The 23,262-nt window shown below is 42.3% G+C and carries 22 protein-coding genes; 10 read left to right on the top strand and 12 right to left on the bottom strand.

Annotated features, from left to right (window positions below; translation table 11 throughout):
- Positions 1–47 precede the first annotated feature (47 nt).
- Positions 48–536, top strand: coding sequence for a hypothetical protein (locus tag M1L62_RS11395; protein ID WP_254413157.1), 489 nt, complete (start codon positions 48–50; stop codon positions 534–536).
- A gap of 75 nt (positions 537–611) precedes the next feature.
- On the opposite strand, the gene M1L62_RS11390 is transcribed toward M1L62_RS11395, so the two are convergent.
- Positions 612–1,250 carry a hypothetical protein gene (locus M1L62_RS11390; RefSeq protein WP_254413156.1) on the bottom strand — a complete coding sequence of 213 codons (639 nt, stop codon included), beginning with the start codon at positions 1,248–1,250 and terminating at the stop codon, positions 612–614.
- A gap of 291 nt (positions 1,251–1,541) precedes the next feature.
- Here M1L62_RS11390 and M1L62_RS11385 point away from each other — a divergent pair, with 291 nt between their 5' ends.
- Positions 1,542–2,855, top strand: coding sequence for an NADH-quinone oxidoreductase subunit N (locus M1L62_RS11385; RefSeq protein ID WP_254413155.1), 1,314 nt, complete (start codon positions 1,542–1,544; stop codon positions 2,853–2,855).
- A gap of 33 nt (positions 2,856–2,888) precedes the next feature.
- Here M1L62_RS11385 and M1L62_RS11380 read toward each other — a convergent pair whose 3' ends face one another.
- From M1L62_RS11380 to M1L62_RS11365, 4 genes are all read right to left on the bottom strand, one after another.
- The gene (locus tag M1L62_RS11380) at positions 2,889–3,056 is read right to left on the bottom strand and encodes a hypothetical protein (protein ID WP_254413154.1); all 168 of its coding nucleotides are present in this window, start codon (positions 3,054–3,056) and stop codon (positions 2,889–2,891) included.
- Positions 3,057–3,085: 29 nt separating this feature from the next.
- The gene (locus tag M1L62_RS11375) at positions 3,086–3,529 is read right to left on the bottom strand and encodes a DUF6934 family protein (protein WP_254413153.1); all 444 of its coding nucleotides are present in this window, start codon (positions 3,527–3,529) and stop codon (positions 3,086–3,088) included.
- A 56-nt stretch (positions 3,530–3,585) separates the two neighbouring features.
- On the bottom strand, positions 3,586–4,452 hold the full coding sequence (locus tag M1L62_RS11370; RefSeq protein ID WP_254413152.1) for a TraB/GumN family protein: 867 nt from the start codon (positions 4,450–4,452) through the stop codon (positions 3,586–3,588).
- A 99-nt stretch (positions 4,453–4,551) separates the two neighbouring features.
- Positions 4,552–6,144: a M28 family peptidase gene (locus tag M1L62_RS11365; RefSeq protein ID WP_254413151.1), complete on the bottom strand. Its 1,593-nt coding sequence runs from the start codon at positions 6,142–6,144 to the stop codon at positions 4,552–4,554.
- Positions 6,145–6,337: 193 nt separating this feature from the next.
- Here M1L62_RS11365 and M1L62_RS11360 point away from each other — a divergent pair, with 193 nt between their 5' ends.
- The 7 genes from M1L62_RS11360 to M1L62_RS11330 all read left to right on the top strand — a co-directional run bounded on the left by M1L62_RS11360 (position 6,338) and on the right by M1L62_RS11330 (position 12,615).
- Positions 6,338–6,601, top strand: a complete 264-nt coding sequence (locus tag M1L62_RS11360) for a DUF4160 domain-containing protein (protein ID WP_254413150.1) — start codon at positions 6,338–6,340, stop codon at positions 6,599–6,601.
- A gap of 3 nt (positions 6,602–6,604) precedes the next feature.
- Complete coding sequence (locus tag M1L62_RS11355; protein WP_254413149.1) at positions 6,605–6,874, top strand: DUF2442 domain-containing protein; 270 nt, start codon at positions 6,605–6,607, stop codon at positions 6,872–6,874.
- A 213-nt stretch (positions 6,875–7,087) separates the two neighbouring features.
- Complete coding sequence (typA, locus tag M1L62_RS11350; protein WP_254413148.1) at positions 7,088–8,902, top strand: translational GTPase TypA; 1,815 nt, start codon at positions 7,088–7,090, stop codon at positions 8,900–8,902.
- Between the two features lie 298 nt (positions 8,903–9,200).
- The gene (locus M1L62_RS11345) at positions 9,201–10,475 is read left to right on the top strand and encodes a Glu/Leu/Phe/Val family dehydrogenase (RefSeq protein ID WP_254413147.1); all 1,275 of its coding nucleotides are present in this window, start codon (positions 9,201–9,203) and stop codon (positions 10,473–10,475) included.
- Between the two features lie 234 nt (positions 10,476–10,709).
- The gene (locus tag M1L62_RS11340) at positions 10,710–11,798 is read left to right on the top strand and encodes a sensor histidine kinase (protein WP_254413146.1); all 1,089 of its coding nucleotides are present in this window, start codon (positions 10,710–10,712) and stop codon (positions 11,796–11,798) included.
- Between the two features lie 29 nt (positions 11,799–11,827).
- Positions 11,828–12,127, top strand: a complete 300-nt coding sequence (locus tag M1L62_RS11335; protein ID WP_254413145.1) for a Dabb family protein — start codon at positions 11,828–11,830, stop codon at positions 12,125–12,127.
- A gap of 227 nt (positions 12,128–12,354) precedes the next feature.
- A complete protein-coding gene (locus M1L62_RS11330; RefSeq protein ID WP_254413144.1) occupies positions 12,355–12,615 on the top strand; it encodes a hypothetical protein in 261 nt (86 codons plus the stop codon).
- Positions 12,616–12,680: 65 nt separating this feature from the next.
- Here M1L62_RS11330 and M1L62_RS11325 read toward each other — a convergent pair whose 3' ends face one another.
- Entirely contained in the window at positions 12,681–14,036 is a 1,356-nt protein-coding gene (locus M1L62_RS11325) for an alpha-L-fucosidase (RefSeq protein ID WP_254413143.1), read from the bottom strand.
- Positions 14,037–14,190: 154 nt separating this feature from the next.
- On the opposite strand from M1L62_RS11325, the gene M1L62_RS11320 reads away from it, so the two are divergent.
- Positions 14,191–15,576 (top strand): high affinity choline transporter 1, encoded by a 1,386-nt coding sequence (locus tag M1L62_RS11320; protein ID WP_254413142.1) that lies wholly within the window; start codon positions 14,191–14,193, stop codon positions 15,574–15,576.
- Between the two features lie 8 nt (positions 15,577–15,584).
- Here the strand turns inward: M1L62_RS11320 and M1L62_RS11315 are convergent, their stop codons facing one another.
- From M1L62_RS11315 to M1L62_RS11290, 6 genes are all read right to left on the bottom strand, one after another.
- Complete coding sequence (locus M1L62_RS11315; RefSeq protein ID WP_254413141.1) at positions 15,585–16,343, bottom strand: class I SAM-dependent methyltransferase; 759 nt, start codon at positions 16,341–16,343, stop codon at positions 15,585–15,587.
- Positions 16,340–17,260 carry a glycosyltransferase family 2 protein gene (locus tag M1L62_RS11310; protein ID WP_254413140.1) on the bottom strand — a complete coding sequence of 307 codons (921 nt, stop codon included), beginning with the start codon at positions 17,258–17,260 and terminating at the stop codon, positions 16,340–16,342. The genes M1L62_RS11315 and M1L62_RS11310 overlap by 4 nt, the downstream gene beginning before the upstream one ends.
- A 2-nt stretch (positions 17,261–17,262) precedes the next feature.
- Positions 17,263–18,354, bottom strand: a complete 1,092-nt coding sequence (locus tag M1L62_RS11305) for a DegT/DnrJ/EryC1/StrS family aminotransferase (RefSeq protein WP_254413139.1) — start codon at positions 18,352–18,354, stop codon at positions 17,263–17,265.
- Positions 18,351–18,740, bottom strand: coding sequence for a sugar 3,4-ketoisomerase (locus tag M1L62_RS11300; RefSeq protein WP_254413138.1), 390 nt, complete (start codon positions 18,738–18,740; stop codon positions 18,351–18,353). Before M1L62_RS11300 ends, M1L62_RS11305 begins: the two co-directional genes overlap by 4 nt.
- Before the next feature lie 149 nt (positions 18,741–18,889).
- Positions 18,890–20,089, bottom strand: a complete 1,200-nt coding sequence (locus M1L62_RS11295; protein ID WP_254413137.1) for a hypothetical protein — start codon at positions 20,087–20,089, stop codon at positions 18,890–18,892.
- Between the two features lie 63 nt (positions 20,090–20,152).
- Complete coding sequence (locus M1L62_RS11290) at positions 20,153–23,251, bottom strand: SbcC/MukB-like Walker B domain-containing protein (protein ID WP_254413136.1); 3,099 nt, start codon at positions 23,249–23,251, stop codon at positions 20,153–20,155.
- Positions 23,252–23,262: the final 11 nt, after the last annotated feature.

Raw genomic sequence — 23,262 nt, 5'->3', positions numbered from 1 at the left:
TTCATTCAATTGTGTAAAGCATACTATTTTCAACATCAGACTTATCCATGAAACGACTTATAATCCTCATTGTGTTTTTTTTAATTTGCGGCCGTGAAGGATTGATGGCGCAGGGATCCGTAGGTTATTATCCATGGAGCAATTTATTGACCATAAGTACCAATCCAAGAAAGGTTTTCTGGGTTGACAGCCGTTTCCAGACAAATTCACTTTTCAGCAGCCTGAGTGTGGATATCCTTCCGATGATCAATTTCAAAAGAGGAGAAATTACACAATGGTATATTGGCGGTGGTGTAAGGCTGAATCCGTTGTACCGTATCGCTGACTCAAAGGCTGATCTGGTTACTGTGGACGGTTATTCTGTTAATGTTGGCGTAAGGATCAAACCTTTGCCGCAAAACCGGAATATTCAGCTGGCGCTGGAATTAAATCCTTATGTAAAGGATAAGTTTGACAGCGGTGTGTTAAAAAGTCATTTCGGCGTAGTCTACGTTTTTACCAAAAAGAAGAAAAAGGTAGAAGACTTAGCCCAATAGTTATATTATCACCAAAAAGCCTGAATGGAATTTATTTTCCGTTCAGGCTTTTTGTTTTAGGTACCAGGAGTTTTGCTAGTTTCCTCCCCTGCCCGCTTTGTATGCATCATATTCGGCCAGTAATTTTGCCACATCATCGGCTCCGTCAAAATCAAGATTTTCTTCCTTGATAACGTAATTCATTTTATTTTTTTCATCCGAAAGGATTTTCAGAAAACTATTTCGGTCTTTCAGCTGGATAGGCGAAAGTTTGTCCCCTTTAAGGATGTACAAACTCTCCTGTGTAGCTGCGGAACCCGATTTTTTATAGTGTTTCAGCAACTTGGTGTTTCCATCGTAAAGGACACGGTAAAAACTCCTGGCAGTCAATCCATCGGAAGTAGCCGGAAATCCGCTTTTAAAAGTAAATAATTCAGTTCCGGTCGGGATATTAAACTCGGTTATTTCCGGCCCCAGAATGTACGCGCTGGAATCGTTTTTATAAACAACTTCGTCTTTTGTCAGATCATAATTCAGCAGCACCCCGTCATATGGTTTTCCTGCATTGTCCCTTGCCAGTCCGCGGAACCATTCTTTTGTAAGAAATGGCGAGTTGTCATCCGTATACTGAGCCAGCTTTAACGGAGTACCTTTAAGGCCTGTCGAATCCTGAGCTATTGCCTCCGCACCAAAAAGTAAAATGGCGGCGAACAAAATCCTGTGAAATTTTTTCATGATTTGATTTAGTTTATAAAGTAAATTCGGGTGTCGGATAGATAGCTATTTAGAAAAAATCTAATTGGAATATCAAACATTCCTTTTGATCTTATAGATTCCCTACCATCTTTGTGTACTTTTGCCAAAAAAATTGTACCCGCGCTTTTGAACTTAAACGAACAACTCATCCATATACGCCAAAGCTTGGGAGGAATTGCTCCTGAGATTTTCCTGGCAGTGTTTTTCTGTTTTTTTCTTTTTTCAGAATTGGTTCTGTTTAAACAATTCGAGAAAAAGAAAGCTTCGTCCTTGCTCCACAGTATCGCATTGGCGGGCAGTGTCATCGCATTGGTTCTGGTGTTAGGTCAGTGGAATGATAAGCCGTCGTTTCGTTTTTATCCGTTGTTGTTTCTGGATCATCAGGCCGTGTTTTTCAAGGTTATGATAATCGTTGCCTGGATTTTCGCTCTGATTCATGTCAAGGTTCTAAAGTACGATTTTCCTCCCGAGTTTAATGCCATCCTGATCGCGACTGTCGCCGGGCTTAACCTGCTGACGATGTCAACACATTTGCTGACCATATATTTGTGTCTGGAACTGATCTCCATCAGCAGTTACCTGCTGGTTGCCATTTCGCCTTATAAAAAAGCGGCAGAGGGCGGTCTGAAATACTTGCTGTTCGGAGCTGCAAGTTCCGCAGTGATGCTTTATGGGATATCCTTCATTTATGGCCTTACCGGCACGTTGGACATCACCAACGAAGCCATGACCGCAGGTTTGCTCAATAACTCAAACCTTGTCATTACTGTTACCATTTTACTGACCCTGGCCGGACTGCTTTTCAAGTTATCGCTTGTTCCATTCCATGTTTGGACGCCTGATGTTTACGAAGCAGCGCCTACACCTCTGGTATCGTTTTTGTCGGTTGCTCCCAAAGCGGCGGTTATCCTTGTACTGATGCGGCTTGCTTCGGTTTTGCCTTCGCAATATTTTCCGGTTCTGGGAGGTGTTGCACTGATCAGCATTACCATAGGGAATGTTGGCGCATTATGGCAATCGAATGCCCGGAGACTGCTTGCCTATTCATCGATTGCACAGGCGGGTTATCTTGTCGTTGGTATCGCAGCTTACAGTCGTTTTGGTTTTGAAACTGCTGTATTTTATACCGCTGCTTATCTGGTGATCAATATGGCCGCTTTCTTTTTGATTGATCTTTTGCAGCCTAAAGCTACTACTGAATTATCTGCTTTCGAAGGATTGGGAAAAAACAACATCTGGATTTCAGGTGTACTGACCGTCATTATGGTTGCTTTGGCAGGACTTCCGCCAACAGTGGGTTTTACTTCAAAATGGCTGATCTTCTCGGCACTCTGGGATAGCTACCACGACCAGGGTTTTCCGTGGATGCTTTGGTTGTTGATAGGCGGGATTTTAAACGCAGCAGTCGCACTGGCTTATTATTTAAGACTGCCTTACCTGCTATTTTTCAAAAACACAAATCAGGCAACGTTACCTTCTCATGATGGTTTCAGTGGAAAAGTTATTGCCGGATTTTTCCTGGCTGCAATCATTTTATTGTTCTTCAACCCGGAATGGATTATGAAGTGGATTTCGGCATTTTGATTCAAGCAGCTACTTATTTTAGCCATTCGAAAACTATTTTTTCAAAGGCAGCATATTTTTGGGAGCCGGATGTTGTTTTAAAAACGCCGCTGCTTTTTGTTTTTTTAGCAAAAAAACGGGATCATTCGATACATCCGGGATTGTGTCACTAACCTGGATCTCAGGCAAGACAATAGTTCCTCTTTTGGCTATATCTCTCATAATCAAAGTATTTAAGTCGTTAAATTTAGCTATTTATTAGATAACAAGAAAGCTTCGTAGTTTACTCCCTCGGTGAATAACTCCCACTCCATATCTACGTAACCCATTATTTTATACGAATCCGTTATTTCTTTCAAAAATAAAGAAACCCCAATCTGATAAACACGAGTTCTAACCTTTGTACTCCCTTGCGCGAAAATAACTGCATCAGGATGGTTGCGCATAAAATCCATAACTGCGAATGCTACCGTCGCGAGAACCTTTTGTTTATCGCGGTTATTCGAAACTACCAGGTCATCTATCCGTTGGGTTAGGTCATCCCAGTCTCCAAAGGCAAGATTGTATAGATTGGCCTCAATATCAATAATTTGAAATTGGATAATCTTTTTTATCAATCCATTAGGGCCTTCGCTGAAAAATTGATAAATCGAAGGATCATAATCCTTGGTTAAAACGTACCTGGAAGAATTCATAGTGTGTATTTAGAGAATAATGCCTTTAAAAATACTCACTTTTCAGAAATTCACAGCTACCTCGAAACCGCCCGAACTTTATACCCTTCCTTTCTCAACAGTGCAATAACACCCTTGTCGCCACCCAAATGTGCCGCACCAACCGCTATGAAAGTTGGCTTTTCATGCACGATTTTATCGATACGGGTAATCCAGTTTTGGTTGCGTTTAAAGAGCATCACTTCATCCTGTCCATCCAACCCAAATTCACTTTGAAGGGTCAGGTTATAGAGTCCTTGTAAATCCTGGTTCTTGTATAATTCCACCAGCCCTTTAAACTCCTTTTTCGTTTCGGGTAATTTATCAATCATCGTAACCAGCATAGCCGCCTGACGCTCATACGGTATGGTATCGAAAATCGCCATCTGCTCTTCAATACTTTCCAGGCCGATTATTTCTGATTTTTGTTTCCCGGCAAGCCCCATCAAGGAGATTTCGTAAGACTGCGGCTCACAGCCGAGAATCCGGCCAAAAAGCGGTCCCATCATCATGAACGGTTTTGCCCTGCCAAAAGCTGCAATATCCATTTTGAGCGAATCTTTATAAAACTGGTTCAAATGCGCATAATCCTTTTCTGACAAAATTTCCGTCAGCTTTTTATCACCGCTCATGAACATCGTTTTGGTCATCGCCGCCATAAGTCCGGGATCATCCATATCAATTTCCAGCGCAATCTGCTCGGTTTTGGCAATAGCCTCCTTCAATGAATCACTCAAAGCGAAATCAGCCGGGCAGATGAGGTGGATCGTACCAAAAAGATAGGAAGATTTTGTAAGTCCCTTCCCCGAAATCTCCCACAACAACGACTTTTCAACCGGTGTATTTTGGGCAAAAATGGTTCCGGCAGAAGCAAGAATACCAAGGACTAACGAAAGAATTTTCATATACGATTTTGGTTAACGCATTTACATTTCAGCTAAAAAACAAAGAGACGCAAAGTTTTGATTATTCTTTGCGTCTCCCGGTATTATAATTTAAATTTTCTATTCTTTGTGGCTATCCACCTTGATCCGGTCCTCGCGATTAACCAGTTCCCAGGCCGTATGGAAAACAAGTTTTACGATAGGAGCCTGTTTGTCAAACATAATTTTCTCGACATCGTCGCCCGGACGGTGATAATCTTCATGAACACCCGTGAAATAGAAAATCACCGGTACGTTTTTCTTCGCGAAATTGTAATGATCTGAACGGTAATAAAAACGGTTCGGGTCTTTTGGATCGTTGAAGGTATAATCCAGCTTATAGTTTACATACTTCTTATTCGCCTCTTCACTAATCGCATGTAATTCCGACGATAGCTTATCAGCTCCGATCACGTAAACATATTTTGGCTCATTTTTATGTGCATCATCAACGCGGCCGATCATGTCAATATTCAAATCAGCAACCGTGTTAGCCAAAGGAAGCAACGGGTTTTCTGAATAATATTCAGATCCAAAAAGGCCTTTTTCTTCACCTGTTACATTCAGGAAAAGAATGCTTCTTCTCGGGCCTTTCCCTTCTGCTTTTGCTTTGCTGAATGCTTCGGCAATTTCAAGCAAAGAAACGGTTCCTGAGCCATCGTCATCCGCCCCATTGTTGATTTCCCCGTTTGGCGAAATCCCGATATGATCAAGGTGCGCCGAAATTACCAAAACTTCATCCTTTTTATCCGAACCTTCCATCAAGCCGGCAACATTCTCAGTATTGATAATTTCGCTTACACGCTCAACCCTGAAAGTGATTGAACCTGTGGCCGATTTTGTCAATGGCTTTCCTGTTTTATCAATATCAGCTTTGATCTTGTTTAATTTCTGCGCAGAAGTTTTCAATAATGATCCCGCCATATCAGGGGTCAGCACAAAGGAAGCAATGCCATTTGGAGATTCCTGAACCGGTTTTAAGGTCGGTGAACTGAAACGTCTTGCCATGACAGAACGCTGACGGATTTCCTTATCAAGATCTTCGCCACTTTTATCTGTAACGATAAAGATATACTTGGCCCCTTTTGACAAAGCCAGTTTTGCTTTTTGCTGCCACGAAACCGGTCCGCTCCATTTGGTTTTCTCGCCGGTTCCGCTTAAAAGATATTTACCATCTCCTGATTTCGGCTCTCCTTCAAAGATCAGAACCGATTTATCTTTCACATCCAGATTAGCGTAATCGTTATAGGTTCCTTCCTGAATACCATATCCGGCCAAAACCACGGGCGTTTCTGTTTCATCCGGCACATTCAGTAATCCATTGAGATAGAAATCTTTATTGAACTCATACTTCTTTCCATCAATCTTCACATATACATCACCAAAGCTGCGTTTGTATAACTTGTACTTTTGAAGGTAGGATTTCGCACCATCGCCATTGTCCGCGATTGGCTGTAATCCATAAGCCTTAAAATATTTTGAAACATATTCCGCAGCTTTTTTTTGTCCTGGCGAACCAGTGTCCCGTCCTTCGAGACTATCCGAAGCGATAATGACCAAATGTTTTTTTAGATCTTCCGGGGTTATGCTGGCTGCGTATTTTGTCGCATCATCCTGAGCATAACTCAACGTCGTGAGTGTCAGGAGCATTCCTGCGATTATGTTTTTATTCATGGTAGGAAATAAAATGAAAATAGAATTCCTGCAAAGAAAACAAAGACAGCCACGAAACCAAAATTCTTGTCATGCTTATGAATTTTTAATTATTGTTTGGTGTTAAAAGTGAAGGCTAATCTTGTTGTTTTGCTACTTCCAAGTTCTTAACTTTAAATTGATTACCTTTTTCACACACACTAAATATTAAGTAATGCCAGAGATCAGTCGTTTCCTTGGTATCATTATCAGGATGTTTTTTGACGATCATAATCCACCGCACTTTCATGCGGAATTTCAGGATTTCAAAGCGATTATTGATATAAAAACCGCTGAAATACTTGAAGGATATCTGCCGTCTAAACAGTTAAAACTGGTTCAGGCCTGGGCAATCATTCATGAAAAAGAACTGTTGGAGAACTTTGTAAATCTGGGAAAAGAGTTGAAATCCTGGAATAAAATTGATCCGCTGCAATAAATTATGCTTTACTATATCAAAGAAATCCTGTCTGTTCAAGACTATAACATTTCCTGCCTGTTTAACACGGGAGAGGTTAGAGTGGTAGATCTGGCTGCGATAATAGCAAAGTATAAAAAAAATAATGACGGGCTGATCAGTAGCCTTGCCGACAAGACGTATTTTAAATCAGTAAAACTTGACTCATACGGTACATTGACCTGGGCAAATGGAGTGGATTTTGATCCGGACAACCTTTATAATATGTCTTACCCACAAATAGCAACCATCTAATATTTTTCTATACTTTTTGCACTTCTCTTAGCTTAAACGGCGTTTTTGAATTGTTAACAATAAAAAAATTGTAAATTACTGTTATTCAGCGAAAAAAGTCCGTATCTTTGCACCTTATTTCAGAAAGTTCAGCAAGAACACAGCATAGCGGCGAGCCAGGGGGCACCTATTACTGTGCCTGCTGTTAACCGTAAACAATTGACTCATAAAACAATGCAATCCATTCGTAACATCGCAATTATTGCGCACGTTGACCACGGCAAAACAACATTGGTTGACAAAATCATTCATGCTTCGAAGCTTTTTCGTGAAAACCAGGAATTCGGCGATCTGATTCTTGATAACAATGATCTTGAGCGCGAACGTGGAATTACTATCGTTTCGAAAAACGTGTCTGTACGTTACAAAGACTACAAAATCAACGTAATCGATACTCCGGGTCACGCTGACTTTGGTGGTGAAGTGGAACGTGTACTTAAAATGGCTGACGGCGTAATTCTTCTTGTTGATGCTTTTGAAGGTCCTATGCCTCAAACACGTTTTGTACTTGGAAAAGCTATCGCTCTTGGTCTGAAACCAATCGTTGTTGTTAACAAAGTTGACAAAGAGAACTGCCGCCCTGAAGAAGTTCAGGAAAACGTTTTTGATTTAATGTTTAACCTTGGCGCAACAGAAGATCAACTTGACTTTACAACCGTTTACGGTTCATCAAAACAAGGCTGGATGGGGCCGGATTGGACTAAACCAACCGACAACATCACTTACTTGTTGGATACCATTATTTCTCAAATTCCTGCGGCAATTATCCACCCTGGTACTCCACAGATGCAGATTACGTCTCTTGACTACAATGCATTCGTTGGCCGTATCGCGATTGGACGTGTATTGCGCGGAACTTTGAAAGAAGGCGCTGTGATGACGCTTTGTAAAGCGGACGGTGTTTTCAAAAAAGTGAAAGTGAAAGAACTTCAGGTATTTGAAGGTCTTGGAAGAGTGAAAGTAAGTGAAGTTGAAGCAGGTGATATCTGTGCTGTTACCGGTATTGAAGATTTCGAAATCGGGGATACTTTGGCAGATGCTGAAAACCCGGAAGCACTTCCACGTATTTCTGTTGATGAGCCAACATTGAACATGTTGTTCACAATCAACAACTCGCCTTTCTATGGTAAAGAAGGTAAATTCGTAACATCTCGTCACTTACGTGATCGTTTGATGAAAGAAACTGAGAAAAACCTTGCACTTCGCGTAGAATCTACTGACACAGAAGATAAATTCCTGGTTTACGGACGTGGTATCCTTCACTTGTCAGTTTTGATCGAAACGATGCGTCGTGAAGGTTATGAACTACAAGTTGGACAGCCTCAGGTTCTTTTCAAAACAGACGAAAACGGACAGCGTCTTGAACCAATCGAAACATTGGTAGTTGACGTTCCAGAATCATCTGCTGGTAAAGTAATCGAATTGGCTACACAACGTAAGGGTGAGCTTTTGATCATGGAACCAAAAGGAGATTTGCAGCATTTGGAATTCGAAATTCCATCTCGTGGTTTGATCGGTCTTCGTTCTAACGTATTGACTGCAACACAAGGAGAAGCTGTTATGACGCACCGTTTCAAAAGCTTCGAACCATTCCGCGGACCAATTCCAGGACGTAACAGTGGATCGATCATCTCTAAAAACACAGGTGCTGCAACAGGTTACACAATTGATAAATTGCAGGATCGCGGACGTTTCTTCGTTGAACCAGGTGAAGAAATTTACACTGGCCAGGTGATTGGAGAACATACTCGTCCAAATGATATCGTTGTAAACTTGCAGGAAGCGAAAAAACTGACCAACATGCGTGCTTCTGGTACGGATGACGGACTTCGTATCGTTCCTAAAATTAATTTCTCTTTGGAGGAATCAATGGAATATATCCAGAAAGACGAATATCTTGAAGTTACTCCGCAAAGCATGCGTATGCGGAAAATATATCTTGAAGAAAACGATCGTAAACGTTTCGGTGCTAAAATCGAAATGGTTTAATCGAAGATCACGATTTTCAAAAGAAAAGGGGGCACAAATTGTGCTCCCTTTTTTTGTATTTTTTTCATTCTTAATTTCCGGCAAAACCATATGAAAAATTTGGAAGTAATTGCTAAAATAACAGTATCCTTTCACAATTGAAAGGAACTTTGAAATAATATTTTTTTATCAATTTTTTATACAATTTCAAGAAAGAACAGGTTTATATTTAAATATGTTGAAAAGGCGTATGTTTGTATTGTCATAAATAAACAATTCATTAACATACTTATTATCAGATATTTAATTGTAAATTAAAATGACTTATATAGAACCTGCTCCAATTAAGGACAAAGAAAATCCGTTGGAGTCCATGATGCAGCGATTTGACAAAGCCGTAGAGCTTTTGGGAATATCCGACGAAATGTATCATATTCTTAAAGTTCCCCGCAAACAGGTCACAGTAGGAATTCCTGTCACAATGGATTCCGGCAAAATAAAAGTCTTCGAAGGTTATCGCGTCATCCATTCTACCATTCTTGGTCCCAGCAAAGGCGGAATTCGTTTCGATCCGGACGTAAATCTGGACGAAGTGCGTGCCCTCGCGGCATGGATGACCTGGAAATGTGCTGTGGTGGATATTCCCTATGGTGGTGCCAAAGGAGGTGTTGCCTGCAACCCACGCGAAATGTCCGCCGGCGAAATGGAGCGTTTGATGCGTGGTTACACGATGGCACTTTTGGATGTCTTCGGCCCGGATCAGGATATACCTGCGCCGGACATGGGAACAGGACAGCGTGAAATGGCCTGGCTGATGGATGAATATTCAAAAGCAAAAGGCATGACAATCCCCGCTGTGGTTACCGGAAAACCATTGGTTTTGGGTGGATCACTTGGCCGCACCGAAGCAACCGGTCGTGGTGTGATGGTTTCAGCACTGGCTGGTATGGAAAAATTGAGGATAAACCCTTATCGCGCAACGGCTGTCGTACAAGGTTTTGGTAACGTGGGTTCACATGCCGCGGCCCTTTTACGCGAACGCGGGGTGAGCATCCACGGGATCAGCGATATCTCAGGTGCTTATTTTAATGACAAAGGAATAGACATTGCCGCTGCGATAGCTTACCGCGACAGCAACAACGGATCACTCGAAGGTTTCACAGGAGCAGAATCAATTCCTGGCGACGACTTATTTACAATTCCGGTGGATGTTTTGGTCCCTGCTGCCAAAGAAGATGTTATCACGAGGAAAAATGTGGAAAGCATCCAGGTTAAAATGATCGTGGAAGGCGCCAATGGCCCGACTTCCTTCAAAGCTGACGATATTATCAATGATAAGGGTATTATGGTTGTGCCTGATATTTTGGCCAACGCCGGCGGTGTGACCGTTTCCTATTTCGAATGGGTGCAAAACCGTATCGGATACAAATGGACACTGGAACGAGTTAATCGGCGTACCGACAGGATCATGAAAGATGCTTTTGACAAGGTTTATGAAACTTCGCTAAAATACAAGGTTTCACTTCGAATCGCGGCCTATATCGTTGCCATCGACAAAGTATCGAGTACTTATAAATATCGGGGAGGATTTTAAAATCGCCTCAAACATCTTAAAAACGTAGAAGAGCCGACCAGCTTTTCTACGTTTTTTGTTATCATGCCTACCTCTAACATTAACTAAATGTTAATAAAATTCCATCTTTCAGAGAAATCGGGATTCATTGCTTTCATAATGTTAACTTTAACTTTTTATTGACGCATACTTTCTGTTTTAACTCACAGATTATGTGTATTTTAGTTAACATAAAATTAGTATTGAACCCGCTTTATGTCGCTGAGTCCTCGTTTCATTGCCCTGATACTGGCATTTATTATCTCCCTGATCACGACAACCTTTTTAGCTTTTGTAGAAGGTGTTAATACCAGCATGCTCTTTGTCGTAGCCATTGCATGTTTTATTTCCAGCTTTTTCCTTGTGCTGTACACAATTGATATTATTGTTTTCCGGGAGGTGAATAAGATGTACCGCACCATTCACAAGCTGAAAATGAAGGATTTTAATATGGTGCCCCGCAAAAGGCTTATCCGTGAGTCAAACCCGCTTAAAACCCTGAATGATGAGATTTTTGTTTATGTTTCTAAAAAACAAAAGGAAATTGATGAGCTGAAAAAACTCGAATTGTTCAGAAGAGAATTTCTTGCGGATGTTTCCCACGAATTCAAAACACCCATTTTTGCAGCGCAGGGTTTTATCCACACCTTGCTGGACGGCGCCATGGAAGATGAAAATGTCCGCGAGCGTTTTCTGAAAAAAGCCGCCAGAAATCTGGACAGCCTGGATGTACTGGTTAAAGATCTGCTGGTGCTTTCACAAATGGAAACCGGCGATATTAAAATGAACATCGAGGCAGTAGACATGCTTCAATTAAGTCTTAACATTTTCGGACGACTTGAAAACATCGCCGAAGACCGGAATATTTCCCTGAAAGTAAAACCCGATGATTTGACAGAAGCATGGGTAAAAGCCGACCAGGACCGGATGCAGCAGGTCATGCTTAACCTCATCGAAAATGCCATTAAATACGGAAATGATGGGGGAAAGGTTATCGTGCATTTCAATACCGGTAAAAAATATATCGAAATTTCGGTGCGGGATAACGGCCCGGGTATTCCACCTGAACATTTAACGCGTATTTTTGAAAGATTTTATCGTGTAGACAAAAGCAGGTCGAAAGAGCGCGGCGGCACAGGTTTGGGACTGGCCATTGTAAAACATATTATCAATGCGCACGGAACCAAGATTGCCGTCATGTCTAAACCAGATAAAGGCACGACTTTTACTTTTAAACTGGAAAAGCTGTTTCAGGGATCAGGTGTTGAAAACGAGGAATCATTAACATCACAGGCGAATTCATAATTCATTTACCAACACATAAATAATAACTCATGTTTGTACATAACGTATTTTTTTGGCTTAAAGAAAAAGAAAACGAAGAAGCACAAAAAGCACTTTTTGCCGGATTGAAGACGCTTGAAGGTATTGAATCTATTAAATCAGTTTACATCGGAACACCGGCCTCAACACGCAGACCTGTCATTGATGCAAGTTATAATTTTGCAGAAGTTTTGATTTTCGACGATGAAGCTGGTCATGACGTGTACCAGGTTCATCCGCTTCACAAGAAATTCATCGAAGATTGTGCACACCTTTGGGAGAAGGTTGTGATCTACGATGTAGAGGCTTAACAAATATTCACAAAAAAGATATCCACAAGTTATCCACAACATCAATGTGGATAACTTGTGGATATCGCCTTTAAAACCCATCTCATTTATCCAAAACGCATTTTTATTGTTATTAACATCTGTGGATAACTTAAAACTGCATCTCGTGTACGCCTCCTCCTCCGCATAAGAAAGGTAATAATTTGTATTACTGTCGTTATATAAATAACAACAAAAACAAACTAACCATGAGAAGGATCAGAATTGCGGGTTTATATATTGGAATACTGATAGCGGCGATGAGCGTTTCATCCTGTGTCTATCATTCCCGCCAGCCTTATTACGATAACGGCTATGGGTACGGTCACCCGCCTCGTACCATTATTGTCCGGCCCTCACCACCACCACGCGTGGTTTATCGCGACAATTACAGACAAAAAAGACATCACGAAAGACACAGCCACCGGTATTCCAACAGAGAAAGAAATAACCGGTATGGTCGTAATTAATCAATAAATAACAATGAGCCGGTCGAAGTCAATCGCCCGGCTCATTTCTTATCCAGAAAAAGTACCTATTTGGCTCCGTCGATGCCTGATTTTGAAGTTTTCGCTTCAACCGGCATTTTGAACTTCGCATTTTCTATTTTTAACACAACGGTATTCGGCCATTGGCGGTTGGTATAAAAACGCTGACCATTCACCGCACTCACGGCCAGGCCAATCGGTGTTGGCGATACCTTAACCGACGCATCAAAATTATTGACGTATTCAACCAACTCGCTCTTATAACCTAATACACTTACTTTTGTTTTCGCATTTCCTTCAATCATGGACAGTAAAAAGTCGCGACGCTCACCATACTTCCATTCGCCGGGTGTATTCCGCGTCACAAAGGCATAAATGTATTTGTCATCATTAGACTGTGTGAACCAGATATTTTTGTCACGGATCACTGGCAGTGGTTTCACGGTATAAATGGCTTCACGGTTAGCAAAATTCCATAAAGCAATCTCCCTTAGTAAACTTTCCTGTTCAATCTGAATTTCGCCATTGGGTTTCGGGCCCACATTCAATAGAAAGTTACCACCCTTCGCCCGGATCTCGATCAGCATGTTGATGATTTCGGTGCCTGACTTATGCGGATCGTTTGTCGGTTTGTACTGCCAGTCAGTCCCCATCGTGTAACAGGCTTCCCAGGGACGTGGCGAGGCCTTATCCGGAATATTCTGCTCAGGCGTATTCATGGCGTCACGTGTGATCACAAGGTCAGGATTGATGCTCCACGCGTATTCACGAAGACCGTCGCCCGGACCGTCAAAAAACATGATGTCGATTTTACCGTAGTTTGTCAGCAATTCTTTCACCTGCTGTTTGTCATAATCCATCAGCTTCGGATTATTCATCGGAAATTGCTTTTCGTGCTGCAATCTGCCCAGCGGGATATTGTTTTGGTGAAAGAATAGAAAATCTTCCGGCGAAAAATAAATCCCGATCGCGATACCCTGCTTGCGGAACGCATCGATAATCTCCTTGGTTACATCCCGCTTAAAAGGTGTGTTCATCACATTAAACGGGGTCGATTTTGTGTCAAACATGCAAAATCCCGAATGATGTTTCGTCGTAAAAACCACGTATTTCATTCCCGCCAAACGAGCCATCGTGGCCCATTCATCCGGGTCAAATTTTTTAGGATTGAAAAACGAAGGAAGCTCCTTGATGTATCTGTCCACATACTCATCGGATGCCCCGGCCAGCGAATGGCTGATCACCGCACCCAGTGAAACATCCACATTCCAATGGATAAACATGCCAAAACCCAAATCCTGGAACCACTTGATACGTTCAGGATTGTTGGTGACTTGCTGCTGGGCCTGTGTTAAAAAAGAAAGGCAAAAAAAGAAGGACAATAAAGTTAAACGCCGGATCATAGGATTAAATAAGTCAAGATGTAAGTAAAGGATGTCCAAACCAATAGAAAATACCCTCTAAAAGTATTTTTTCTTAATAAACATCTGCAAAAATGGCTATCTCCCTATTTTTTGTTCGTAAAATTGTAAACTGATCTTTCCGAAAATTTCGAACATGCTGGCTTTTTCTATCATTGCTTACTTATTACTAAACCTGGGAATCGGCTTGTGGGCATCACGCAAAATCACCACCACAACCGATTTCGTGCTGGCCGGCAGAAGATTACCACTTTTTCTGGCCGCATCTGCCACTTTTGCAACCTGGTTCGGTTCGGAAACCATTATGGGAGCGCCCACAGAATTTATAGAAAAAGGCGTTTTAGGCGTTATTGAGGATCCTTTTGGTGCAGCGCTGTGTCTGTTTCTTGTCGGAATATTTTTCGCAAGACGTTTTTATAAAATGAATATCATCACCTTTTGCGATTTCTTCCGGATACGTTATGGCAGACCGGCTGAACTATTGTCGGCTGTACTGATTATCCCCTCCTATTTCAGCTGGATTGCAGCCCAGCTGCTCGCTATGGGCATTGTACTGAAAGTAGTTTTAGGCTGGTCCTTAACAGAATGTATTTTACTAAGTTCCTTCGTGGTTATCCTTTACACCATATGGGGCGGAATGTGGTCCATTTCCATCACCGATTTTCTTCAAACCATCATGATCATCGTTGGTTTGCTTGTTGTTGCCATCGTATTGTATTTCAAAGTAGGTGGTTTTTCTCCACTGATAAACGCCGCACCAAAAGATTTTTTCCGGGCTTATCCACAGTTTACCTTCAAAGATTCCGTGGGATATTTCGCGGCCTGGATAACCATTGGCCTGGGCTCCATTCCGCAGCAGGACGTTTTTCAGCGTGTGATGTCTGCAAAATCAGCCGACGTATCGGTTAAAGCTACATTACTTTCATCACTAATGTACCTCACCATCGCCTTGCTACCGCTGTTTATCGGGCTATGCGGCCACCATTTATATCCGGACCTTGGAAAAGACGATCCGCAAATGATCATTCCCAATATGGTTCTGCTTCATTCAGGACTTCCTTTACAAATATTATTTTTCGGGGCTCTGGTTTCGGCTATCCTGAGTACCACCAGCAGCGCGATCATGGCGCCGGCTGCGGTTCTTGGCGAAAATGTGATCAAATTTTTCCATCCGGAACTAAGCGACAAACAATTGTTGAGAATCATCAGAATTGGCATCATTGTCATCACCGGCATCTGCATTTTCATGGCATCCACACGGGAAAGTATTTTTGAGCTCGTAGCAGAGTCATCCGCATTCAGCCTTGTATCGCTGTTTGTGCCGCTCGCAGCAGGCTTATACTGGAAAAATGCCAATCAGCTTGGCTGTATTTTGTCCATGATCGCCGGGCTGGTCGTCTGGCTTGGTTCAGTTTGGCTCGGCACGGAATATCCGCCCATGATTTATGGTTTACTGGCCAGTTTTTCCGGTATGGGTTTGGGAATTGTAATGAGTAGCAAAAATCAGGAGGTTGCTATTTAATATCTGGATTATTTCAGTACTAAAAATAACGAACTCCCGAAAGGTGCATTGGGCAAAAAAACACCTTCCATATCGGTAACGGTTTTTAGCATTCCATTAATAAAATCACCGGGATAAGTTACATCGGACTTCAATTCAGCAGTATCAAGCTTCCCGGAACGCATCTGATAACGCTGCCATTTCCTGACCATCCAGATCGGAAGCGAGAGAAAAAAAGGCCAGTAGGTATTATCGATAATGTACAAACCCGCTGCTTGGGCATAACGCACAAAATCCGCACGTACAAATCTTCTCGAACTGCCCACAGCGACGTCGTGTGTGCCTGAAAATGCTTCAAAGGCATGAATGTTAATGATCAGCAAACCATTCGGACGAAGTTTTTTCTTAAATACCCGCATGGCATCAACAATCTCCTCATCACTCAGGAAATACAGGGCATCGTTGCAGCAGATAACATCAAATGTTTCTTCATCACGGAATGCAGCGACATTCTTCAGATCACCAAAACTGACGTCCAGATTTCTCTCTCTTGAAAAATCAATCGCGTGAACCGAATAATCAAAGCCGGTCAGCGATTGATAACCATGGTCGCGCAGAAAAGATAAAAGGCCGCCTGTACCACAGGCAGCGTCCAAAATCCTGATCTGTTTATCATTTTTGAAATGTTTTTTGATCTGATACAAAACCTTTCCATGTAGTATCTGATACCACCACAGTTTTTGCTCCACATCAAACATACTCTGATATTCCTGCCGGTTGTCAATCATTGGTCTGTATCGCTGTTAAATTTTACAACATATTGTGGCTGACCACTCTGTGCCATAAAACTCTTGCCAATATACTCTCCCAGGACACTCAGCAGCGTACATTGAATACCGCCGACAAATATCACCGAAGCCGTTACCACCTGCCAGCCCTTGGGATCCGGGCCTATTACCCACTGCCCAAATAAAAACATAAGCAGTAAAAAACCAAGACCGAATAACCCCACACCGATCGGCATGAAAAGACGGATAGGTAACGAAGAGTAACAGAATAAAATATTCAGAAAAAGCGAGATAAGTTTCCGCCAAGTATAGTTTGAGGCACCTTCTTCACGTTTTTGATGCATGACCTGAACGGTCCCGATATTTCGGGTAATGCGGAAAATAAGACCGTCAATGTAAGGATAAGGCCCCTGATATTTGATAATCTCCTCCACCACTTCCTTCCGGATCAGTTTAAAGCTGGACAGATACAAATCCTTAGGCTTGTTCAGCGAATAACTCGTGATCCAGTTTACAAGACTGCTGCCCAGATTTCTGTACCGCGCATGTTCCTTTTTCGAATAATAGGTATAAACCACATCGTAGTCGCCCTTTTCGGCCGTTTCCACGAGTTTTAATATTTCATCAGGGGGATTTTGAAAATCGTCATCAATCATAACGCTGTAATCGCCCCGTACCCAGTTCAAACCGCACATTACAGCATTAAATTCACCGTAATTACGTCGTAACGATACAAACCGTACGTTGGAAAATTGTTCGGCCAACTGTTTACAAACCTTTTCAGAGTTGTCGCGGCTGCCATCGTTGATCATCACAATTTCAAACAAAACCCCTTGTAATGCCTGCTGTAATTTATCCACCAATAAGGCTATTGTGGATTCACTGTTGTATACCGGTATAATTACGGATAATTTCATTTCTACTTCCCAAACTGGTTGACTGCGCCGATAATATACGAAACTTCTTCATCGGAAAGAACCGGGTTCAACGGTAGACTGATCACCTGTTCATGAATGCGTTCCGTCAAAGGCAACGATAAGTCGTGCAAATCTGCGTAGGCTTTTTGCTTATGAACCGGCAACGGATAATGCACATTGGTTTGCACACCCGATGTTTCCAGATGTTGTATCAATGCAGTTCTATCCGGATGCCGCACAACAAACAAATGCCAGGCATCGTCATCAATACGATCTCCTGGTGGCAGAATAAGATTTTCCAGCTCAATTTCACGCAAATAACGTCTTGCAATTTCCTTGCGTCTTGTATTTTCGGAATCAAGAAAAGGCAGTTTTACGGTCAGGATTGCGGCCTGAATTTCATCAAGACGGCTGTTAACTCCCAGATATTCGTTCTTATACCGTTCTTTAGAACCGTAATTGCGCAGATACATTATTTTCTCCGCAAGAGCTTCGTCCGAAGTTGTAATGGCACCCGCATCACCCAAAGCACCCAGGTTTTTCGTAGGATAAAAGCTAAAAGCCGTTGCATCCGCAATACTTCCAACTTTCTGCCCATTGTAAACCGCACCATGGGCCTGCGCCGCATCTGTAATCACTTTAAGATTGTACCGCCTGGCGATTTCATTGATCGCTTCCATCTCACAGCTCCGGCCATACAAATCGACACTGAGAATCGCGCGCGTCTTTGAGGTAATCAATTGTTCGATTTTTTTAGGATCGATCAGCATTGTATAGGGATCGGGCTCGACCAGAACGGGCACAAAATTTAAGTAACTAACCGGTAACAGTGAGGCTATATACGTGTTGCCCGGAACAATAATTTCTGTACCGTCCGGAAAGTCATAGGCACGCAGAATAAGGCCGATGGCATCAAGACCATTGGCAACGCCAATACAGTAACGAGCACCGCAGTACTCAGCAAAAGCACTTTCAAAACCTTGTAATTCCCGCCCTAAAATATACCAACCAGAACGTAAAACGCGTAATGAAACCTCTTCAATAGCCTCCAAATGCGGCTTATTGATTTGATTTAAATCCAAAAATGGGATCATAAAGAAACCTGTTGCGATTGCAGTATATAAGGTTCATCAATATAATCACCCCGGTCATAATATTCATTGGACAACACCAGCAGGATGCAGTCTTCTGAAAATGAATCCATTATATGCCAGTCTTTCGGTTCAAGAATAAGACAGCTTTTGGGGTCATCAAGAATAAAATCTTCTTCCTGCTCTCCGTCATTATTATAAATGTGGCAGCTTCCATGGATGCATATCAGCGCATTCCATGATTTATGATGTCTGTGGCCTCCACGTTTAATATCCGCAGCTCCATAGATATAAAATACTCTCTTGATTGTTCCGGGAATGAGTTTTTCAAAAACCGTCAGGTTTCCGGAATCGGAGTTAAAAGTGTCCAGTTGTAATAATCGAGGCATAGATGGGTTAAATTATATTTTGACATATAAATCAAGAGTTGTCTTTCCGCGGGGATTAGGATTTGTCGGGATCCTAAATTAATCTTATTTTAACTTAAATTGATATTTTTTTAGTAAACGGTTACTAATTTATTTTTTTCTAAACTATTTTAATTGAAAAAACCCCACCCCATCCAGTAATCAGCCAGCATAAACAATTTCACCGGGAATGGTTCCAGCCATAAAATTCTGTTGTAACCCATGTAATAGATCATCGGATGAATCACACAAACAACAGTGGTAAAGAACATTATAATCCGTATCGACTTTAACGTCACCGTTTGAAAAAGTATATAAATCGCCATTAAAAGAAATGGAAATCCATACGACAATGCTCTGTCAATATCATGAACATATACGCCGGACAGAATCAAAACGATGAAACCGAAACTTAAAGCAAGCAACATTACATAACGTTTCGTAAGCCATAACGCGAGTATCGCCGCGCCCATCAGTAACCACATACCTTCAAATGCCGTCCACAAACTGCTTCCCAGACCGTGCCTGTGCGCATCTGCAAGCAACACCGGCGTCCCCAGTGTTGAATAACTATGATGTGGAAAATAGGTTTTCTGCACGTAAAATCTGATTCCGAAATAGAATATCCAGGCTAGCCATACAATCGTATTTTTGCCCAGAAACGCATTTTTAAAAAGGGAAACTGTTTCAAAATCCTTTTTATCATAAGCTTTTGTCACCATTTGTAATAACAGCAGATATCCTCCTGCAATCACCGCACGCTCATCTGTAAAAAATGCAATTTGCAAAGCAATGAAAACAACGACCGCGTGACGATTTAATATCGCTACGAGAAGGAAGAAATAAGCAAAACCATCTCCATACCCGTAGATATCAGCAAAAGTCCATACACAGACGAAAATGTTCGCAATGGCTAGGACAAAAAAACTTGTTGTAACCTTATCCTTCGAAACCGAATAAATCCAGCGTCCGGTATCATGAATAAACAGAATACCCAGAACGGACTGCAAGAAAACGATTAGTACGATGTTATGACCAGTGACGAAAGAAAGAAGGGGAAGCACCCACCGGAAGATCATATTTTCCCGGCGGACATCAAAATCCATGTCCTTGGGATGAAAAAGATCCTGGCTCTGATTCTGAATAAAAATCCAGGCATCAAGCTTCATTCCATGTTCACTAAGATGCCCTGCCAGTAAGGAATAGGGCGGAAAAGCAAGAAAAACCGAAACGAGGGTTGCAAAAATAACGAGTTTCCATAACCAGTATTCAGACGTTAGTTTGGATTCTATCCGTCCTTCCAGAGAATGGTAAAAATTCTCAAATAGCATGTTTGTCAGGGATGTAATAATAACTAGTCCGCTATAAAGATACCAGTTAACTTTTGACAATTCCTAACCCCAGCTGGTTACAATTTTACTTCCCTCATCACTTTCAATAATCCTGAGATAGGTCTGAATTTCCTGCTGCAAATCTTCGACATGGCTGATAATACCGACAATCCGGTTTTCTTTGCGAAGTGATTTTAATGTTTCGAAGACTGTTTGCAGAGCATTTTTATCCAGCGAACCAAAGCCTTCATCCAAAAAGAAGAAGTTATGTTTCGACTCGTTCCGGATGTGAATATGGTCTGCGAGGGCGAGAGCGAGGGATAACGCCGCCTGGAATTTCTGTCCGCCCGAAAGCGTTTTCAGCAGTCGCATATGGCCGCCATTAAGCAAATCGCGCACCCAGAAGCTATTGCCTTCTCCCAATTCGAGATGCAGCTGCTGATGCGTCATCTGATGGAAACGGTCGTTGGCAGCATGTATCAGATTTTGCAGATAAATACTCGACGCATAATCCACAAACCCGCTCGAACGGAATAACCTCGCCAGGTCGTCCAGATGTTCCTTGCGAAGTTCCAGCCTGGCTTTCTCTTTTAGCAACAATGCCTTTTTAGTAAGATCCTCAGCCATTTTCAGGAGCAAACCATCCAAACGTCCTTCTTCTTTTCTTTTGCTGTTCAAGCTGGCCGTCAGCAATTCCTTTTTTTCAAGAACCGCCGCATGTTTTTCCACATCATACACTTCGCCAGCATGTTCCTTTTCTAATGCATCAAGATCTCTCCGCGTATTATTCAGCTCCGTTTTAAAATGATCGATTGCTTTGCGTTCCGCCTCGATAATAATTGGCTTTCCAAGAATACTACTGACCCATTCCTCGGATTCAAAACCGTAGGTGGTCAGCTGGTTTTGTAATGCGGTCTGAGTAACGGCTAATTCACTGCGGTTGGCTTCCAGTGCAATAAAAAGTGTCTCCTGGCTTCCGGTTATCGTGTTTTTCTCTTTTTCAAGAATATCCAGCTGCTTTTCTGTTTGCTCATACAAACGGTTCAGCTCCTTGTATTGACTTTTCAGTCCTTCGATTTGATCAGTAATCGAGGATTTTTCATGTGTTTCAAAATCAGCGAGCCGGACTTTCTCCAACTGATCCGTCAAAGTCGCAATCGTATTTTCAACTTTCAGAATGTCGTTTCTAAGATTTTGAAGAGGTTTTTCTATCTTCTCAACTTTTTCCAGCAACTCCGCGTCAATCTTTGCGGCCATGCTTTTGATAACTGCTTCGTTTTCCTTGATCTCGGCCTGATTTTTAACCACTTCTTCGAAATGCTTGTCAAAGGATTCCCGGTTATTCTTATCAAATTTTGTCCAGACAAAAGCCTGATCGTGGGCATCCATGCGGGTCTTAACTTCCTGCCAGCGTTGTTTAATCGTACTTTTCTGTTTTTCCAGATTTTCGATCTGGTTGAAAATGCGCTCAACCGGGGAAAGAAACTGGCGCACCGACTGCTCCAATCCGTTTAAATCACGACGCCGGTTTTCAATATTTTTAATTTCCTCAGAAACTGCCCCATCCGTATGCAGTACCGCGGGATGATGCTCCGAACCACACAGGGGACAAGGTTTTCCGTCGTCAAGGCTGTCCGCATATTGCTGCAACGCCAGCCTCGTATTGGCCTGAACCAATGCCCGGGCCAGATTTTCACCAGCCTTCTCATTAAGCACCAAATAATCTGAAATGCTTTGCTGGATCATTTCCAGAGTCGCTTCCGGTACAATTGTTAACGAAAACTGTTCGTTCGCCTCTTCCAGTTTAATAGCAATGGAGGCTTTCAGTTTTACAATATCTGCCTGTAAGTCGTCTGCCTCCTTCTTAATTGCCGTCCTGCTTTCAATTAGGCTGTCCCAGGTCGTAAACCAAACCTTAATCAGACTCAACTCCTGTACATCCGACTGAACGGCCTTCTTCTTTTCGTTTTCTTCGTCCTTCTCCTGTTTCTGTTTTTTTAGCAATAAGATAGCCGTTTCCTTCTCTGCCAGCATCAATTCTCCTCTCGTAAGCGCGCTACTATTTTTTTCCAGTACAACCTTATTCCCAATAATCTGAATCACCTTTTCCAGCTCCTCCGCCGTATCCAAAAGCTCTTCACGTTTTTCATATTGTGGCCGAACCGCACTTAATATCTCCCGTTGCTGCAACAGCAAAGTTTCAAGTTCATTACTTCTCAGGACATTTTTCGCATACGTCACCTGATCTCTGTCAATCGCGGCATGGTTACTTTTTTTTCTGTCCAGTAACGATTTAAAATGTAATGAACACAGCTCAAAAACCCGCAGCGTTTCTTCCCGCAATTCCATTTCCGGTTTATGCGCTTCAAGCGATGCGATCTGGCTGACGAGCAGCTGCAATTTTTCCGCAACCTGTTTCAGTTTTTGAAACTGACTTTCAATCTCCGTCTGCTCGGTTAATTCCACGCTGACCGTCCTGATCTGCTGCCGTATTTCCTCTCTTTTCGTTTCCTCCCCAGCCACCATTTCCGGCGTTACTTCGCCAAGGCTCATCAACTGGCCATCAAGACTGGATAATTCCAGGTCATTTTGCTTGCTCAACGTGCCTACTTTACGGCTCAGATCGTACTTTTCCAACTGAAAAAGCTCTTTCATCATCCGCGTCCTTTCGGCGTCCTTTAATTCAATAAATTCCTGAAAACGCCCCTGCGGAATAATGATCGTCCGGCGGAAGTTATCATAACTCAACCCTATAATTTGCTCGGCGTTTTCTTCATCGGGAAGCGGAACCCAGGCTTCGTCAACCCATTTGTATGCCTTTCGCTCAAACGTTTTGACCTCTTTAAAGTTCTTGCTGTTTCTTTTACCCTTCACGGTAAAACGATATAATTCCGCACTTTTTCCGGCAATACACTCAAAATCAATCAATAATTCATCCGACCGCAGATTCATCATGTTGTAGGTACGGTCGTCCCCGGAGCGGTTCAGTCGTTCTGTATCTCCATAAAGTGCAAAAGTTATCGCTTCCAGAATGGACGATTTGCCACTTCCTACCGAACCGAAAATACCAAAGAGCGACGCATCTGTTAAAGCATCGAAATGTATTTCCTGCTCCGACTGATAAGAATACAGACCTTTTATTTTGAGATACCTGGGAATCATTTGGAGAGCTA

It is taken from the genome of Dyadobacter diqingensis (genome assembly GCF_024220585.1).
GTDB lineage: Bacteria > Bacteroidota > Bacteroidia > Cytophagales > Spirosomataceae > Dyadobacter > Dyadobacter diqingensis.
The sequence above is the reverse complement of the archived record's forward strand: the minus strand, read 5'-3'. Positions and strand labels throughout refer to the sequence as shown.